The sequence below is a fragment of the Arthrobacter sp. sptzw32 genome, assembly GCF_059089735.1.
This window is the reverse complement of the sequence record NZ_JBNHEZ010000004.1, coordinates 382,166-398,437: the sequence shown is the minus strand read 5'-3', so window position 1 is coordinate 398,437 and position 16,272 is coordinate 382,166. Positions and strand designations below refer to the sequence as shown.

The following is a 16,272-nucleotide window of genomic DNA, read 5'->3' as shown; positions in this document are numbered from 1 at the left end:
CGGACCAGATCCGCCAATTCGTCCCCAACGAATTCGCCACCCTCGGCGCCGACGGCTTCGGCTTCTCCGACACCCGCGCCGCAGCCCGCCGCTTCTTTAAAAACGACATCCACTCCATCGTGGTGAAAGCCCTGCAGATGCTCGCGGCAAGGGGCGAAGTGGAGGAGGGCGCACCGCAGTACGCGATGGATCGCTACAAGCTCCTGGACGTGAACGCCGGCACTACCGGCGGGGCGGGCGGCGACGCCTGACCTGCAGCGCCGCGCGGCGGGCAGGGCCGGCCCCCGGGCCTTGGTTGCGCGAAGGGCTACCGGCCCTCCAGTCCGGCTTCCAGCAGCTCCTCAAGTCCCCGCTTGAAGCCGGACCGTCCGCCATGGGACGGGTGCCGCACCTTCGGCGCGCTATAGCCGCTGGAAAGCAGGGCGCGGTGTGCCACGTTGCCCACTGCCACCACGGTTTTGATGCCGAAGAGTTCTGTCAGCGCCTGCCGGAACGGGATTCCCAGCCTGGCCTCGACTGTCCGGGGCGTGCGGTTGGACTGGGGGTCCCCTGGCACATGGGTATGGAAGGGGCAGGCGCTCCAGAGCAGTGGAAGGAACTTCAGTTCCGCCAGGACCTCCCACATCACCGTTGCGGTAGGCTCCGCCGCCACTCCGGCAGCCTCCGGAGGCAGTGTGTAGCCCTTGCCCGGCCCGAACAAGCCGAAACTGTTGGCCGGCCCCTGAAGCATTGTGCGGTTGGTGAAGGGGATCCCGGTGATCCTCATGCCGCGAAAACCCGGCGCCTCGCCGAGGAGCAGCACCCTTGGGGAACAGTCCAGCATCTCCTGGAGGTAAAGCTCCAGGTTGCGCCGGCGCTGGGCATTAGCAGGTTCCCGGTGGTCAAGGAAGTTGTTGAGCCCGGGTCCTGACGGAACAATGGACAGCCGCTCCACCAAGGTGCTGACGGAAGTTGCCACCATTCGCCCTCCCATTTCCCGTCAGGAATCAGCCTTGCGGGTTACCAGCGCGGGTGGATGGCCTCGCGGAAGTAGTGGTCGTAGATCCAGCGGACTCCGCTGTCGAAGTCTTCACCAACAGCGATACCGGCGGCAGCGGCGTTGGCCGTCGCCTGCTCTATGTTGCGCGCGCCGGGAATCACGGTGGTAACGCCGTCCTGAGCGGCAATCCAGGCGATGGCGGTCTGTGCCGTGGTGGCGCCGGCAGGGACCAGTTGCTGGAACTCTGCCACGGCCTTCAGCCCGAGTTCGTAGTCCACCCCGGAGAACGTCTCGCCGACGTCGAAGGAGTCACCATTGCGGTTGTAGTTCCGGTGGTCGTTTTCCGCGAAGGTAGTCTCCTTGGTGTACTTGCCGGAGAGCAGACCCGAAGCGAGCGGGACACGGGCGATGATGCCCACGTTCGCCGCCTTCGCGGCGGGAAGCACCTCGTCGAGTGGCTTGAGGCGGAACGCGTTCAGGATGATCTGCACGGAGGAGGTGCCTTCGTGGCGGATCGCTTCCAGTGCCTCATCCGTGCGCTCAACACTGACGCCGTAGTTGCGAATGGCGCCTTCTGACACCAGGGTGTCCAGGGCGTCGTAGACTTCGCTGCTGCTGAAAACCGGGGTGGGCGGGCAGTGCAGCTGGACCAGGTCCAGCGTGTCCGTTCCCAGGTTCTTCCGCGAGCGGTCCACCCACTGCCGGAAGTTGGCCAGGCTGTAATTTTCCGGCTGCTGGTCCACGCGCCGGCCCATCTTGGTGGCCACCGTGATGTCCAGCCCGGGGTTATCCGCGAGGAACTTCCCGATGGCCTGCTCGCTCTTGCCGTCACCGTAAACGTCGGCGGTGTCAAAGAAGTTCACTCCCGCCTCGACCGACGCCGCCAAAATGGCTTGGGCCTGTGCCGGATCGACGGCGCCCCAGTCCCCGCCGAGCTGCCAGGTACCCAGTCCTACGGTGGACACGTTCCGTCCGGTCTTGCCTAAAATCCGCTGTTCCATCCCATGACTATATGGCGTGGAAACCCCAACACATGAAGTCGGCGTTGATCCTTCTGCGGAAATCCCCCGGCGCCGGCGCTTTGTGGAAAAACGCTTTCCGGCGGCGTGTGTAAGCTTAATCACATCGGACAGGTGACGGGCATTCCGGCGGGGCCGCTGGCTCGCTTCCCGGAATCGGAGGTCTGCTTGGCGTGGAGGGCTGGTTCGTACGGGAGCGAGAAGCATGGACGGAATGAAGATAGTCGTCAATGGGCAGGCCCGCGATTGCAGTGGGACCAGTGCTCATACCAGGCTTCTTGATTGGCTGAGGGGAGAAGGCCTCACAGGCGCGAAGGAGGGTTGCGCCGAGGGAGAGTGCGGTGCCTGTGCGGTCCTGGTGGTGCGCCCGGATGGGCCCGGTCACAGCCGCTGGACATCCGTTAACGCGTGCCTGCCCCCTGCCCTTGCGTTCGACGGCCAAGAGATCATCACTGCTGAAGGTCTGGCCGGGACCGCCACTGGGCAGAACAAGGAAGGTCTCCATCCTGTCCAGCGCCAGATGGCAGACCGGGGCGGGTCCCAGTGCGGATACTGCACCCCCGGCTTCATTTGCTCCATGGCTGCCGAGTACTACCGCCCGGACCGGAGCCCCGACGAGGCAACCAAAGGGACCGGCACTGACCTCGTTGGTGAAGAGCACGCCACTGACCACGAATGCGGTCCAAACGGTTTTGACCTGCATGCGCTCAGCGGAAACCTCTGCCGCTGTACCGGCTACAGGCCCATCAGGGATGCGGCCTACGCGCTCGGGCAGCCCCCCGAAGCAGATCTGTTGCGCACCCGGCAAAACCTGCCTGCGCCGCCGGCCATGCACACCCGAACAGACGGAGGGGCGCGGTTCCTGCGCCCCCGGACCCTTAACGAGGCGCTGCAAACGCTGCGCGAGAACTCCGGCGCGACGGTGGTGGCAGGTGCAACCGACCTTGGAGTTGAAATAAATCTTCGGCACGCCAGGCCTCCCCTGGTCCTCGCCATTGACCGCTTGGAAGAGCTGCGGCAGCTGACGCTCGGCTCCGGCCACATCGAGATCGGGGCTGCCCTGACGCTTTCGGAGGTTGAGCGCGGCCTCGGCGGTCGTGTACCCCTCCTGGGCCAGCTGTTTCCACAGTTCGCTTCCCGTTTGATCCGCAATGCAGCTACCTTCGGCGGGAACCTCTCCACCGGCTCCCCCATCGGCGACACCGCACCGGTACTCCTCGCACTGGATGCAACGGTTGTCCTGTCCTCGGCGGAGGAGGAAAGTGAAGTGCCGCTCTCGGAGTTTTACACCGGGTACCGGCAGAGTGTCAGGAGGCCGGATGAGTTGCTCCGCGCAGTCCGGATACCCTTGCCGCTGGCTGAAAACACCGCGTTTTATAAAGTCGCCAAGCGGCGCTTTGATGACATCTCCAGCGTGTCAGTCGCCATTGCGCTGCAGGTTGTTGATGGCGTCGTGGCATCGGTCCGGATCGGGCTCGGCGGCGTGGCAGCCACGCCGATCCGGGCATTCGCAACCGAAGAGGCGCTGTCCGGCCAGCCGTGGACCCCTGGCACGGTGGCCCGGGCAGCTGCAGTAATGGCGGGTGAGGGAACACCTATCGATGACATGCGCGCGAGTGCCCTCTACCGCTCGGCCATGTTGGGGCAGGCCCTGCTGCGGTTCCAGGCAGGGAACGCTTCGGCACTGGAGGAGGCACGGTGAAGTCCTTGGCAGACCGTCCCGTCAACCCTGTTGTTGGGGTCGCGGTTTCCCATGAGAGCGCTGCGGCGCATGTAACCGGGACCGCCCTCTACACCGATGACCTTGCAGTCCACACCCGGAATGTCCTGCACGCGTGGCCCGTCCAGGCACCCCACGCCCACGCGCGGATCCTGGCCATGCAGACCCAGGAGGCACTTGAGGTTCCCGGCGTCGTGAAGGTCCTCACGGCGTCGGACGTTCCGGGCGTCAACGATGCCGGCGCCAAAAACGACGAACCGCTCTTCCCCAGCGAAGTCATGTTCTACGGCCACGCCGTGTGCTGGGTCCTCGCCGAAACACTGGAGGCGGCACGGCTGGGGGCGGAGGCAGTCAAAGTCGACTACGAACCCCTGCCGTCCCTCCTGACGCTGTCCGAAGCCATGGAAGCCGGAAGCTTCCAGGGCCACCAGCCCACCATCTCCCGCGGGGATCCGGCGCAGGCCCTGGAAAGCTCCCTCCACCGGTTCACGGGCGAGTTCGAGTTCAGCGGCCAGGAGCACTTCTACCTTGAAACCCATGCGTCCTTTGCGTACATCGACGACGGCGGGCAGGTCTTTGTGCAGTCCAGCACCCAGCATCCCTCCGAGACACAGGAAATCGTGGCGCACGTGCTGGGCCTGCATAACCATGAGGTAACTGTGCAGTGCCTTCGGATGGGCGGAGGCTTCGGTGGTAAAGAGATGCAGCCGCACGGATTCGCGGCAGTCGCGGCGCTGGGTGCCATCCTGACCGGACGCCCCGTCCGCCTCCGCCTCAACCGGACCCAGGACATCACCATGACCGGCAAGCGCCATCCCTTCCACGCGCGCTGGGAAGCAGGATTCGGCCCGGACGGCCGCCTCCAGGCACTCAAAGCCACCCTCACCAGCGACGGAGGCTGGAGCCTGGACCTCTCGGAGCCGGTCCTGGCGAGGGCGCTGTGCCATATTGACAACGCGTACTACATCCCCAACATCGAGGTCCACGGGCGCGTCGCCAGGACGAACAAGACATCCCAGACAGCGTTCCGCGGGTTCGGCGGCCCGCAGGGGATGCTCGTGATCGAGGACCTGCTGGGCCGCTGCGCACCCCTGCTGGGCCTGAATCCGGCCGAGCTTCGCCGCCGCAACTTTTACCAGCCCGGGCAGACCACACCCTACGGGCAGCCGGTGCGCCACGCGGAACGGCTGCTGGCCGTATGGGACACGCTGCTGGACCGCGCTGACGTGGAACGGCGGCGGGCGGATATCACCGCATTCAATGCAGCTCACCCCCACACCAGACGGGCCCTGGCGATAACACCCGTGAAGTTCGGCATCTCCTTCAACCTCACCGCGTTCAACCAGGCCGGCGCATTAGTCCATGTGTATAAGGACGGGTCCGTGCTCATCAACCACGGTGGCACCGAGATGGGGCAGGGCCTGCACACCAAGATGCGCCAGGTAGCGGCCACCGCGCTGGGTGTGCCCCTCTCGTTCATCCGGCTCGCTCCTACCCGCACCGACAAAGTCCCCAACACCTCGGCCACGGCCGCAAGCTCGGGCGCGGACCTCAATGGCGGGGCAGTCAAGAACGCCTGCGATCAGATAAGTGCCCGGCTGGCTGAGGTGGCAGCCAGGAGGCTCAACATCCACCCGGACGATGTACGGTTCGACGACGGAAAGGTAACGGGCATCGGGTTCCACGACCGCTGGCTCAGCTTCGCCGAAGTGGTCCACGACGCCTACTTCCAGCGCGTCCAGCTTTGGGCAGCAGGGTACTACCGGACCGAGGGACTGCACTGGGACAGCGCCCGGATGCAGGGGGAGCCTTTCAAATACTTCAGCTACGGGGCAGCGGTAACTGAAGTGGAGGTGGACCGTTTCACCGGCACCTACCGCCAGTTGCGCGCTGACATCGTGCACGACGTCGGCGACAGCCTCTCGCCAATGATCGACGTCGGCCAGATTGAAGGCGGCTTTGTGCAGGGCGCGGGGTGGTTGACCCTTGAGGACCTGCGGTGGGATGTATCCGACGGCGCGACGCGGGGACGGCTGGCCACCGCATCAGCCAGCACCTATAAACTGCCGAGCTTCTCCGAAATGCCGGAGCAATTCAATGTCCACCTCTTCGAACGTGCCACTGAAAGCGGCGTCGTCTACGGTTCCAAAGCCGTAGGTGAGCCTCCGCTCATGCTGGCAATCAGCGTTCGCGAGGCACTCCGCGCCGCTGTCGCAGCCTTCGGCCCGCCTGGCAGCTCGATAGCGCTGGGCAGCCCCGCAACCCCGGAAGAAGTGTTTTGGGCGCTCGAACGGATAACCGCTCCGTTCCATGACACACCCGACGGCGACGCCCTCCGGCCGCCGGCCCCGACGTCAGCGCTGTGACATGGACTGGTTGGAAGCCCTGCAGTACTTGAGGACCGCAAGCCTGCCTGGGGTCCTGGCCACGGTGTCCGAAGTGCGTGGCCACGCACCCCGGGAGGCGGGCGCCAAAATGGTTGTCGGGGCAGACTCCACCTGGGGCAGCATCGGCGGAGGCAATCTCGAGGCAACGGTGGTGGATCAAGCCCGCGACATGATGGCCCGGGGTATCTCCGCGCCCCAAAACGCCGAGTTCTCGCTTAGTGAGCATGCCCCCGCGCAGCACGGCCGGCAGTGCTGCGGAGGAAAAGTCCGGGTGCTGCTGGAGCCCTTCCTGTCCCTTCCCACCGTGGCGGTCTTCGGCGTGGGGCATGTGGGATATGAACTCGTCCGCATCCTGTCACGGATGCCAATGACCCTGTATCTGGTGGACAGCCGCGGGGAGCAGCTCGACGCCGACCGGCTGGCGGACGTGGCTTCTGGTGTCGCGGACGTGCGTGCCGTGCACACGCCGGTTCCGGATTCGTTCCTTCGGGAGCTGCCCGCCGGCGCCCACGTATTCATCATGAGCCACGACCACTCCGAGGACTTCCTTCTGTGTGATGCGGCCCTGCGCCGCGGAGACCTGGGAAGCGTGGGGCTGATCGGCTCACGGGCCAAGTGGCTTCGCTTCCGGCAAAAGCTGGGGGCGGAAGGTTTTACTGATGCAGAGATTGACCGGATCCAATGCCCGATCGGCTTACCGGATATACCGGGCAAGCACCCGGCTGTCATTGCTGTGAGCGCGGCGGCGGCGCTGCTGCGCGGGCTTCCTTCAGCCCAGCGACGGTAGGCAGCACAAGGAGCAGGATCCGCGCAATTACATGGAGCGCGGGCGCCCGAAGACAGGCAGGCCGCGCAGCCAGTTCGAGAAGCCCCGGCCCCGCCGGTCGCAGTCAGCCGGAATATGAAAGTCCGGGTCCGTGCCTCCATATGGGTGGTACAACTCCTGGCCAACCGCCGGAAACTCCATCGAGCCGTTCTTGTCCTGCAGGTCCATCTCGCCCTCCTTCATGCTGTCGTTTCATATTATGGAAAATAATTATCGTTCAGTGGAAAGCGTAGAACGCTCAAGCTATGCCGTCAAGGGTGCGCGCCCGCCGGCTGAAGGCGGCCCAGGCTTGCCCGCAGTCACAAACCGAATTTTGAACCTGTGATGTACACCACCGGATTCCGGAGGTACGCTGGTTGTCAATTCGTGGCGCAGGTCACGTAACCTGGGAGCAGCAGGCAGGGTCGTAATGAGCTGACATCTATTGATGTCGGCTCTTTTTTGTGGGCCGACGGTACAAGAAACGTGCGGGAAACGCGCGCTTAATTTCTATGCGGGACTGTGGTCCCACATACCTGAAGTTGGGAATCTGACCATGAGCAGCAAAATCATCCTCGGCGAAAACCAGTACGGAAAGGCCGAAGTCCGGGTCGTCAAGATCACCCGCGACAGCGACCGCCACGAAATCGAAGACCTCAACGTCACCTCGCAGCTGCGCGGTGATTTTTCGGCCGCACACCTCGAGGGCGACAACGCCCACGTGGTGGCCACCGACACCCAGAAGAACACCATCTATGCTTTCGCCCGCGACGGTGTGGGTTCCCCCGAGGCGTTCCTGCTTCGGCTCGGCGAGCACTTCACCTCCAGCTTCGACTGGGTGACGGGCGGCCGCTGGGAGGCCGAGTCCTACAGCTGGGACCGAATCCAGGCCCACGGCGCCGAGCATGACCACTCCTTCGTGCGCAACGGCCAGGAAGTCCGCACAGCCGTCCTGGTCCGCGACGGCGCCACCACCCACCTGATCTCCGGACTCAAGGACCTGACCGTCCTGAAGTCCACCCAGTCCGGCTTCGTGGGCTACCCAAAGGACAGGTACACCACCCTGCAGGAGACCACCGACCGCATCCTGGCCACCGACGTCTCGGCACGCTGGCGCTTCAAGACCGGAACCGACTTCAGCGCGCTGGACTTCAACAAGACCTACGAGGACGTCAAGGGACTCTTGCTCGAAGGCTTCACCGAGAAGTACTCCCACGCCCTGCAGCAAACCCTGTTTGACATGGGCACCAAAGTACTGGAGGCCCACAGCGAGATCGACGAGATCAAGTTCTCCATGCCCAACAAGCACCACTTCCTCGTGGACCTCTCACCCTTCGGCCTCGACAACCCCAATGAGGTCTTCTACGCGGCGGACCGCCCCTACGGCCTGATCGAGGCTACCGTCCAGCGGGAAGACGCAGCCGCAGCTCCCGCTGCCTGGTCCGGCATCGCCGGCTTCTGCTAAAGCTCAAGCGCCACCCATTACACCGCCCGGAGTTTTTGCCACCCCGACAAAAGCTCCGGGCTTTCATCCAAGCCTTTCAGCAACACACCGTTAGCCAGACAACGTTAGCCAGACGAAGACGTCTGCCATGAACCAGAAAGTCTGCCATGAACACCAAAAACCCCTTCAAAGCCGCGTCCAGACAACACAGTAAGCGCGCCGTTTCCAACAGGCCCGAAGATGAGCGCCTGTCCGTAGGAAGCAGCTTCGCCTACGGCTTCCAGCACGTCCTGACAATGTACGGCGGCATCATCGCTGTTCCGCTGATTGTGGGCCAGGCCGCCGGGCTGTCACCTGCGGACATCGGCATCCTGATCGCGGCCGCCCTCTTTATGGGCGGCCTGGCCACGCTGCTGCAGACCATCGGCGTCCCCTTCTTTGGCTCGCAACTGCCCCTGGTGCAGGGCGTATCGTTTGCCAGCGTTGCCACAATGGTTGCCATCGTCAGCGGCGGCGGTGGGCTCCCGGCAGTCTTCGGGGCAGTCATGGTCTCCGCGGCGATCGGCCTGCTGATTGCGCCGGTCTTCTCGAAAATCGTCAGGTTCTTCCCGCCGGTAGTGACCGGCACCGTCATCACCACCATTGGCCTGACCCTCATGCCGGTTGCCGCCAACTGGGCGATGGGCGGAAACCGGACCGCTGAGAACTACGGGAGTACGGCGAACATCGGCCTCGCCGCCGCCACCCTGGTGCTGGTCCTGCTCCTGAGCAAGGTGGGCAGCGCAACGCTTTCCCGCCTGTCCATCCTCCTGGCGATGGTGGGCGGCACCCTTATTGCTGTCATCACCGGCATGGCGGATTTTTCCAAGGTGGGCAACGGCCCCATCGTTGCCTTTCCAACCCCGTTCCACCTCGGTGCTCCGACCTTCGAAATCGCGGCCATCATCTCCATGGTGATCGTGGTGCTGGTGATCCTGACTGAAACCATGGCCGACATCCTCGCCGTTGGCGAAATCGTCGGGACCCGGACGGACTCCAAGCGGATTGCGGCAGGCTTGCGGGCAGACATGGGTTCGAGCCTGATCGCTCCTATTTTTGGCTCATTTACCCAAAGCGCTTTTGCCCAGAACGTGGGCCTGGTGGCTGTCACCAGGATCAAGAGCCGCTACGTAGTGGCAGCCGGCGGTGTGATCCTCGTACTGCTGGGTCTCCTGCCGGTCCTGGGCCGGGTCGTCGCCGCCGTGCCCACCGCCGTCCTTGGCGGTGCAGGCATCGTGCTCTTCGGCACTGTGGCAGCCAGCGGCATCAGGACGCTGGCAAAGGTGGAGTACCGGAACAACATGAACCTGATCATCGTGGCCGCCTCCATCGGGTTCGGCATGATTCCCATCGCCGCCCCCACCTTTTACGATCAGTTCCCGTCCTGGTTCAGCACCATCTTCCACTCCGGCATCAGCTCAGCAGCCGTGATGGCCATCCTGCTGAACCTGCTCTTCAACCACCTCAAGGCCGGCAACTCGGAAAACCAGTCGGTGTTTGTGGCCGGTACCGGGCGGGTGGTCCGGGAAGAGGACCTGAAATGCCTGGCGGACGGCGACCGCTTCGAGGGCGGCAAGCTCATCGACTGCGACGGCAAGGAAGTCCCGGTCCAGTCGTCTGAAAAGGCGTCAGAGCACTAGCACCGCGACAAAAGAACGACGGCGGCCCGCTTCAGGAAGGAGCGGGCCGCCGTCGTGCTCAGCATGGCGCGTCAGGTGCGGTTAAGCTCCAGGGAGATGGCCTCGGCCGCCTCGCGGAGCACGGGCACAGCCTGGTCGGCGAAGTTCCCATCCACCCGTGACACCGGCCCGGAAACGGAAATCGCCGCGGGAGTGGGCGCGTTGGGCACGGCCATGGCGAAGCAGCGCACGCCCAGCTCCTGCTCCTCCTCGTCAATGGAGTAGCCGCGTTCCCGGATGAGCTTGAGATCGGCCAGCAGGTCCTCGACATCTCCGATGCTCTTGGCCGTGGGGGTTGGCATCCCGGCACGGGTAACGATCCCGCGGACCGTGTCATCATCCAACTGGGCCAGGATGGCTTTGCCGACGCCGGTGGCATGGGTGTGGGCGCGCCGGCCCACCTCGGTGAACATCCGCATCGAGTGCAGTGACGGCACCTGCGCCACATAGATCACCATGTCCGAGTCGAGCACGGCCATGTTGGAGGTTTCCCCCAGCCGGTCCACCAGAGTCTTGAGCTGCGGGCGGGCCACGGCGCCAAGCTGCTTGTTGGCTCCTTCCCCAAGCCGGATGAGCCGCGGGCCCAGGGCATACCGCCGGTTCGGCAGTTGCCGGATGTAGCCCAGCGACACCAGTGTCCGGAGCAGCCGGTGGATTGTAGGCAGCGGCAGGTCCGTAGAGGAGGACAGTTCGCTAAGAGTGACGTCGCCGCCGGCGTCTGTGATCAGTTCCAGCAGTTCGAAGACGCGCTCAACGGATTGGACGCCACCTGCGGCTTTCTCAGCCATGTACCAGTCTCCTGTGGACTCGGATTCCGACAAGTCTTATCCGCATCGTGAAAAGAGTTGCCCTAATGCTCTCAAGATACAGCACCTGCCTTATGGAAGCGATGAAGAACCGGAAGGGGTTGTCTTTCCACTAAGTAGATAATAATATCCATAATACGAAAACATTTTGTTTCAGCAGCTGCCCATCCCGGGCCGAACCAGAGGACATTCAATGGCGAACCCCAGCCCCGGAAATTCGATCACCCTGCGCGTGGAAGCACCCTCCAGCTTCAGCGCCACCAGCGAGCTCGCCGCGGCCGTCGGCGCCGCGGGTGCAGCCATCACCGCCCTGGACGTCAGTGAGTCCCACCACGAGACCCTGGTGGTCGATGTCACCTGCAACACCACCGACGACGAGCACGCCGGCAGGGTCAAAGACGCCCTCAACGCGCTCGACGGCGTCACGGTCCAACACGTCTCGGACCGCACCTTCCTCATGCACCTGGGCGGCAAGCTGGAGGTCGTCCCCAAGGTGGCCCTGCGCAACCGCGACGATCTCTCCCGCGCCTACACTCCCGGCGTCGCCCGCGTCTGCCTGGCCATCGCCGAGGATCCCGCGGCAGCCCGCAACCTGACCGTCAAGCGCAACACCATCGCCGTTCTCACCGACGGTTCGGCCGTCCTGGGCCTGGGCAACATCGGCCCGGCAGCGGCGCTGCCGGTGATGGAAGGCAAGGCGGCGCTGTTCAAGCAGTTCGCCAACGTTGACGCCTGGCCCGTCTGCCTGGATACACAGGACACCGAGGAAATCATCATGATCGCCAAGGCCATGGCTCCCGTGTATGGCGGCATCAACCTGGAAGACATCGCAGCCCCGCGCTGCTTCGAGATCGAAAACCGGCTCCGCGAGGAACTGGACATCCCGGTCTTCCACGACGACCAGCACGGCACCGCCATCGTCACCCTCGCTGCCCTGGTGAACGCGCTCCGCGTTGTGGGCAAGAAGCTTGATGAGGTTCGGATTGTAGTTTCCGGCGTCGGCGCCGCAGGCTCCGCCATCATCCAGCTGCTGAAGGCCCAGGGCGCACGGCACATCATCGCCGCAGGCCGCTCTGGCGCCATCCACTCCGGCGAGAAGTACAACGACGAGCACCGCAGCTGGATTGCCGCGAACACCAATGAAGAAGGCTTCGCCGGAACCCTGCACGATGCACTCGAAGGTGCCGACGTGTTCATCGGCGTCAGCGCCCCGCACGTGATCGGCGAGGAGCAGGTTGCCGCCATGGCAGAAAACGCCATCGTGTTCGCCATGGCCAACCCCACGCCGGAGATCGATCCCGTCGTCGCCTCCAGGCATGCCGCAGTGGTGGCCACCGGCCGGAGCGACTTCCCCAACCAGATCAACAATGTGCTGGCCTTCCCCGGCTTCTTCCGGGGCCTGCTGGACGCCGGAGCCTCGGACATCACCCCGCAGATGCTGGTGGCCGCCGCGGAGGCCATCGCCAACCGGGTAGCTGACGACGAGCTCAATGCCAGTTACATTATCCCCAGCGTCTTCGATCCCCATGTTGCCGCCGATGTTGCCTCAGCCGTTGCTGCCGCCGCCCACGCTGCCAACGTGGCAACCGCGGCTGCAGCCAAGGAACTCGAAGAAGCCCTGGCCGGCGCCTGATTCACTGCCTGACTTCAGTACAAGGAAAGGACCAGAAATGGCCATCACTGTCACAGATCCCCGGCCCATCGACCGCGCGGAGGAGATCCTCACCCCCGAGGCGCTGGCCTTTTTGGAGGAGCTGCACACCCGCTTCGCCGGCACCCGCAATGAGCTCCTGGCAGCCCGCGCCGTCAAGCGGCAGCGAGTGGCGGAAACGGGAAAGCTTGACTTCCTGCCGGAAACACAGGACGTGCGCGACGGCGACTGGAAGGTTGCGCCCGCGCCCGCACCCCTGCAGGACCGCAGGGTGGAGATGACCGGTCCCGCGTCGCCGGCGAAGATGGCCATCAACGCGCTGAACTCCGGTGCCAAGGTATGGCTCGCGGACCTTGAAGATGCCAGCACGCCCACCTGGGGCAACGTCATCGACGCCATCCTGAACCTTCGCGATGCCGCCAGGGGCACCCTCAGCCATACCTCCGCGGAGGGCAAGGAATACAAGCTCCGCACCGACGCGCCGCTCGCCGTCGTGGTGGCCCGCCCGCGCGGCTGGCACATGCAGGAAAAGCACCTGCTCATCGACGGCGAACCGGCCGTGGGCGCGCTGGTGGACTTCGGCCTGCACTTCTTCCACGTGGCCAGGCAGCTGGTCCTCAACGGACAGGGCCCCTACTACTACCTGCCCAAGATGGAGAGCCACCTCGAGGCCCGGCTCTGGAATGACGTCTTTGTGTTCGCGCAGGATCAGCTGGGACTGAACCAGGGGACCGTCCGTGCCACTGTTCTGATCGAAACCATTCCGGCCGCCTTCGAAATGGACGAGATCCTTTACGAACTGCGGGACCACGCTTCCGGCCTGAACGCCGGCCGCTGGGATTACCTCTTCAGCATCATCAAGTACTTCCGGGACGCCGGCGAGGAATTTGTGCTCCCGGACCGTGCCTCTGTCCTGATGACTGCGCCGTTCATGCGTGCGTACACCGAACTGCTGGTCAAAACCTGCCACAAGCGGGGCGCCTTCGCGATGGGAGGCATGGCAGCCGTCATCCCCAACCGGCGCCACCCCGAGGTTACCGAGGCGGCCTTCGCCAAGGTCCGCGCGGACAAGACCCGCGAGGCGAACGACGGCTTCGACGGTTCCTGGGTGGCCCACCCGGACCTGGTCCCGACGTGCCGTGAGGTGTTTGATTCCGTGCTCGGTGACAGGCCGAACCAGCTGGACAAGCAGCGGCCCGAAGTGTCCGTCACGGCCGGGCAGCTGCTGGATATCGCCTCAGCCGGCGGCCAGGTGACGGAGGCGGGCCTGCGGCTGAACCTCTACGTGGCCGTTGCCTACACTGCCGTGTGGCTTTCGGGCAACGGTGCTGTGGCCATCCACAACCTGATGGAGGACGCCGCCACCGCGGAAATTTCCCGCTCGCAGGTGTGGCAGCAGATCCGCAACAAGTCCGTGCTTGCGGACACCGGCAACACTGTTACCCGGGAGCTGGTGGAGCGGATCCTCGGGGAGGAAACCGAACGGCTGCGCACTGAATTCGGCGATGAAGCCTTCCGTCGCTACTACAAGCCGGCCAGCGACCTGATTGCAGGCATTTGCCTCTCCGAGGACTACACGGACTTCCTCACCACCCCGGCCTACGAATTGGTGGGCTGAGGCATGGCAGGACCCAAAGTGTCACTGTCACCAACGGACCTGGCGGACATTAACGGGCAACTGGCCGCCACGGACCGCCTGCTGGAGCGCAACTACCCCGGCGACGACGGCTCCCGCCAGCCCGTGCACACGGTGTACGTGCCCGCGGACCGCTTTACGCCGTCGTTCGCTGCCAGCTGGGGTGCAGAGGCGCTGGCGACGGCCGAGGCGCACGGGGGCCTCCACAAGCTGGGCGCGCTGCTCGGCCAGGACGCCGCGCTGGCGGAGGCGGTTGCCTCCCGCGTCGAGGGCAAGCTTGCCAGCGAACCGATCGAGGACCTGCGGCTGGACTTTGAGGACGGCTTTGGGGACAGGGGCGACGACGCCGAGGACACCGCCGCCGTCGCCGCGGCGTCCGCGGTGGCTGCCGCCGTTACTGCCGGCTCTGCTCCACCGTTCATCGGTATCCGCTTCAAGTGCTTCGAGGCTGCCACCCGGGCCCGCGGGCTCCGCACGCTGGACCTGTTCGTTTCGGAACTTGCTGCCGCAGGTGAACTGCCGGAGGGGCTGGTCCTGACCCTGCCCAAGGTCACCACCGTCGCCCAGGTCCGGGCGATGGACTACGCGGTCTCCCGCCTGGAGGAAGTGCACTCACTGCCTTCCGGCCGGCTCCGCTTCGAGGTCCAGGTGGAAACCCCGCAACTCATTCTTGGGCCGGAGGGAACGTCTCCGGTGGCGCAGCTGCCGCACGCGGTTCCGGGGCGGATCAGCGGCCTGCACTATGGCACGTACGACTACTCGGCGTCGCTGCAGGTTGCCGCCGAATACCAGTCGATGGAACACCCGGTGGCGGACTTCGCCAAGGAAGTCATGCAGCTGGCCGTGGCCGGCACCGGGATCCGGCTCTCCGACGGCTCCACCAACATCATTCCGGTGGGTGACAACGTGGAGAACGCCTGGCAGCTGCACGGGCGACTGGTGCGGCGGTCCCTCGAACGCGGGTACTACCAGGGCTGGGACCTGCATCCCGCGCAGCTGCCCAGCCGCTTCGCCGCCACCTACGCCTTTTACCGGCAGGGGCTTCCGGCCGCTGCGGCGCGGCTGCGGAACTACGTGGAGCAGACTGAAGGCGGGGTCATGGACGAGCCCGCCACCGCCCGTGCCCTGGCAGCGTTTGTGCTCCGCGGCGTCCAGTGCGGAGCAGTAGGTGCCGATGAAGTCCAGGCACTCGCCGGCGTCGGAATCGCCCAACTTACTGCGCTGGCCCACCCGCGGCTCGCAGCCACCTCCAATTCTCCAGCATAAGGACCTCCTTCATGGGTAAGTACTACTCCCCCACCGGCGGGTTGCCGCCGCAGACCCACCTCACCACCGAACGGGCCATCGTCACCGAGGCCTACACGGTGATCCCCAAAGGTGTCATGACAGACATCGTGACCAGCAACCTGCCCGGTTTCAGCCACACCCGTTCCTGGATTATTGCCCGTCCCATTTCGGGCTTCGCCACCACGTTCTCGCAGCTGATCGTGGAGATTGGCCCCGGCGGCGGCGCTCCCAAGGCCGAGTTCGAAGCCGGCGTGGAAGGCGTCGTTTTTGTGACGCGGGGCAAGGTCAACCTCACCCTGGACGGCGAACTGCACCAACTGGAGGAAGGCGGCTACGCCTACCTGGCCGCCGGCTCGGAGTGGGGCCTGGAGAACGTCTCCGACGACGTCGTCTCCTTCCACTGGATCCGCAAGGCCTACGAACGCCTCGAGGGCTATGAGGCCAAGTCCTTCGTTACCAACGAGAAGGACGTGGAGCCGACGTCGATGCCGGACACTAACGACGTCTGGAAGACCACCCGTTTCACGGACTCCAGCGACCTGGCCCACGACATGCAGGTCAACATCGTGACCTTCCAGCCGGGCGGCGTTATCCCGTTCCCGGAAACCCACGTGATGGAACACGGCCTGTACGTCCTGGAGGGCAAGGCCATGTACCTGCTCAACAATGACTGGGTGGAGGTGGAGGCCGGCGACTTCATGTGGCTCCGTGCTTTCTGCCCGCAGGCCTGCTATGCCGGCGGCCCCGGTGAGTTCCGGTACCTCCTGTACAAGGACATGAACCGCCAGGTCCGGCTCACCTAAGCGCCCTCCCCCAACCA

At 64.8% G+C, this 16,272-nt stretch carries 14 protein-coding genes; 10 read left to right on the top strand and 4 right to left on the bottom strand.

Annotation, left to right across the window (positions count from 1 at the left end; all coding sequences use genetic code 11):
• Positions 1 to 251, top strand: a 251-nt coding sequence (locus tag AC5RVN_RS10800) for a hypothetical protein (protein WP_494137915.1), incomplete at its 5' end; no start/stop codon positions are given.
• A gap of 56 nt (positions 252 to 307) precedes the next feature.
• On the opposite strand, the gene AC5RVN_RS10795 is transcribed toward AC5RVN_RS10800, so the two are convergent.
• Positions 308 to 961, bottom strand: coding sequence for a uracil-DNA glycosylase (locus AC5RVN_RS10795; protein WP_494137914.1), 654 nt, complete (start codon positions 959 to 961; stop codon positions 308 to 310).
• A gap of 38 nt (positions 962 to 999) precedes the next feature.
• A complete protein-coding gene (locus tag AC5RVN_RS10790) occupies positions 1,000 to 1,980 on the bottom strand; it encodes an aldo/keto reductase (protein ID WP_494137913.1) in 981 nt (326 codons plus the stop codon).
• Between the two features lie 223 nt (positions 1,981 to 2,203).
• Here AC5RVN_RS10790 and AC5RVN_RS10785 point away from each other — a divergent pair, with 223 nt between their 5' ends.
• From AC5RVN_RS10785 to xdhC, 3 genes are read left to right on the top strand one after another with little or no spacing between them, the layout of a single operon-like run.
• Positions 2,204 to 3,700: a xanthine dehydrogenase small subunit gene (locus AC5RVN_RS10785; RefSeq protein ID WP_494137912.1), complete on the top strand. Its 1,497-nt coding sequence runs from the start codon at positions 2,204 to 2,206 to the stop codon at positions 3,698 to 3,700.
• Positions 3,697 to 6,084, top strand: coding sequence for a xanthine dehydrogenase molybdopterin binding subunit (gene xdhB / locus AC5RVN_RS10780; protein WP_494137911.1), 2,388 nt, complete (start codon positions 3,697 to 3,699; stop codon positions 6,082 to 6,084). The genes AC5RVN_RS10785 and xdhB overlap by 4 nt, the downstream gene beginning before the upstream one ends.
• Before the next feature lies 1 nt (position 6,085).
• Positions 6,086 to 6,892 (top strand): xanthine dehydrogenase accessory protein XdhC, encoded by an 807-nt coding sequence (gene xdhC / locus AC5RVN_RS10775; protein ID WP_494137910.1) that lies wholly within the window; start codon positions 6,086 to 6,088, stop codon positions 6,890 to 6,892.
• Between the two features lie 27 nt (positions 6,893 to 6,919).
• Here the strand turns inward: xdhC and AC5RVN_RS10770 are convergent, their stop codons facing one another.
• The gene (locus AC5RVN_RS10770; protein ID WP_494041417.1) at positions 6,920 to 7,099 is read right to left on the bottom strand and encodes a hypothetical protein; all 180 of its coding nucleotides are present in this window, start codon (positions 7,097 to 7,099) and stop codon (positions 6,920 to 6,922) included.
• A 367-nt stretch (positions 7,100 to 7,466) separates the two neighbouring features.
• On the opposite strand from AC5RVN_RS10770, the gene pucL reads away from it, so the two are divergent.
• Together pucL and AC5RVN_RS10760 are read left to right on the top strand one after the other, a co-directional pair.
• Positions 7,467 to 8,375, top strand: a complete 909-nt coding sequence (gene pucL, locus AC5RVN_RS10765; RefSeq protein ID WP_494137909.1) for a factor-independent urate hydroxylase — start codon at positions 7,467 to 7,469, stop codon at positions 8,373 to 8,375.
• 146 nt (positions 8,376 to 8,521) lie between these two features.
• Complete coding sequence (locus tag AC5RVN_RS10760) at positions 8,522 to 10,033, top strand: nucleobase:cation symporter-2 family protein (protein WP_494137908.1); 1,512 nt, start codon at positions 8,522 to 8,524, stop codon at positions 10,031 to 10,033.
• A gap of 71 nt (positions 10,034 to 10,104) precedes the next feature.
• Here AC5RVN_RS10760 and AC5RVN_RS10755 read toward each other — a convergent pair whose 3' ends face one another.
• Entirely contained in the window at positions 10,105 to 10,860 is a 756-nt protein-coding gene (locus AC5RVN_RS10755) for an IclR family transcriptional regulator (protein WP_494041414.1), read from the bottom strand.
• Between the two features lie 211 nt (positions 10,861 to 11,071).
• Here AC5RVN_RS10755 and AC5RVN_RS10750 point away from each other — a divergent pair, with 211 nt between their 5' ends.
• Genes AC5RVN_RS10750 through AC5RVN_RS10735 form a run of 4 tightly spaced genes read left to right on the top strand, consistent with a single transcriptional unit; the run spans position 11,072 to position 16,255 of the window.
• Positions 11,072 to 12,511, top strand: a complete 1,440-nt coding sequence (locus AC5RVN_RS10750) for an NAD-dependent malic enzyme (protein WP_494137907.1) — start codon at positions 11,072 to 11,074, stop codon at positions 12,509 to 12,511.
• 37 nt (positions 12,512 to 12,548) lie between these two features.
• Positions 12,549 to 14,147 (top strand): malate synthase A, encoded by a 1,599-nt coding sequence (aceB, locus tag AC5RVN_RS10745; protein ID WP_494137906.1) that lies wholly within the window; start codon positions 12,549 to 12,551, stop codon positions 14,145 to 14,147.
• A gap of 3 nt (positions 14,148 to 14,150) precedes the next feature.
• Complete coding sequence (locus AC5RVN_RS10740; protein ID WP_494137905.1) at positions 14,151 to 15,431, top strand: DUF6986 family protein; 1,281 nt, start codon at positions 14,151 to 14,153, stop codon at positions 15,429 to 15,431.
• Between the two features lie 11 nt (positions 15,432 to 15,442).
• On the top strand, positions 15,443 to 16,255 hold the full coding sequence (locus AC5RVN_RS10735; protein WP_494041410.1) for a bifunctional allantoicase/(S)-ureidoglycine aminohydrolase: 813 nt from the start codon (positions 15,443 to 15,445) through the stop codon (positions 16,253 to 16,255).
• Positions 16,256 to 16,272: the final 17 nt, after the last annotated feature.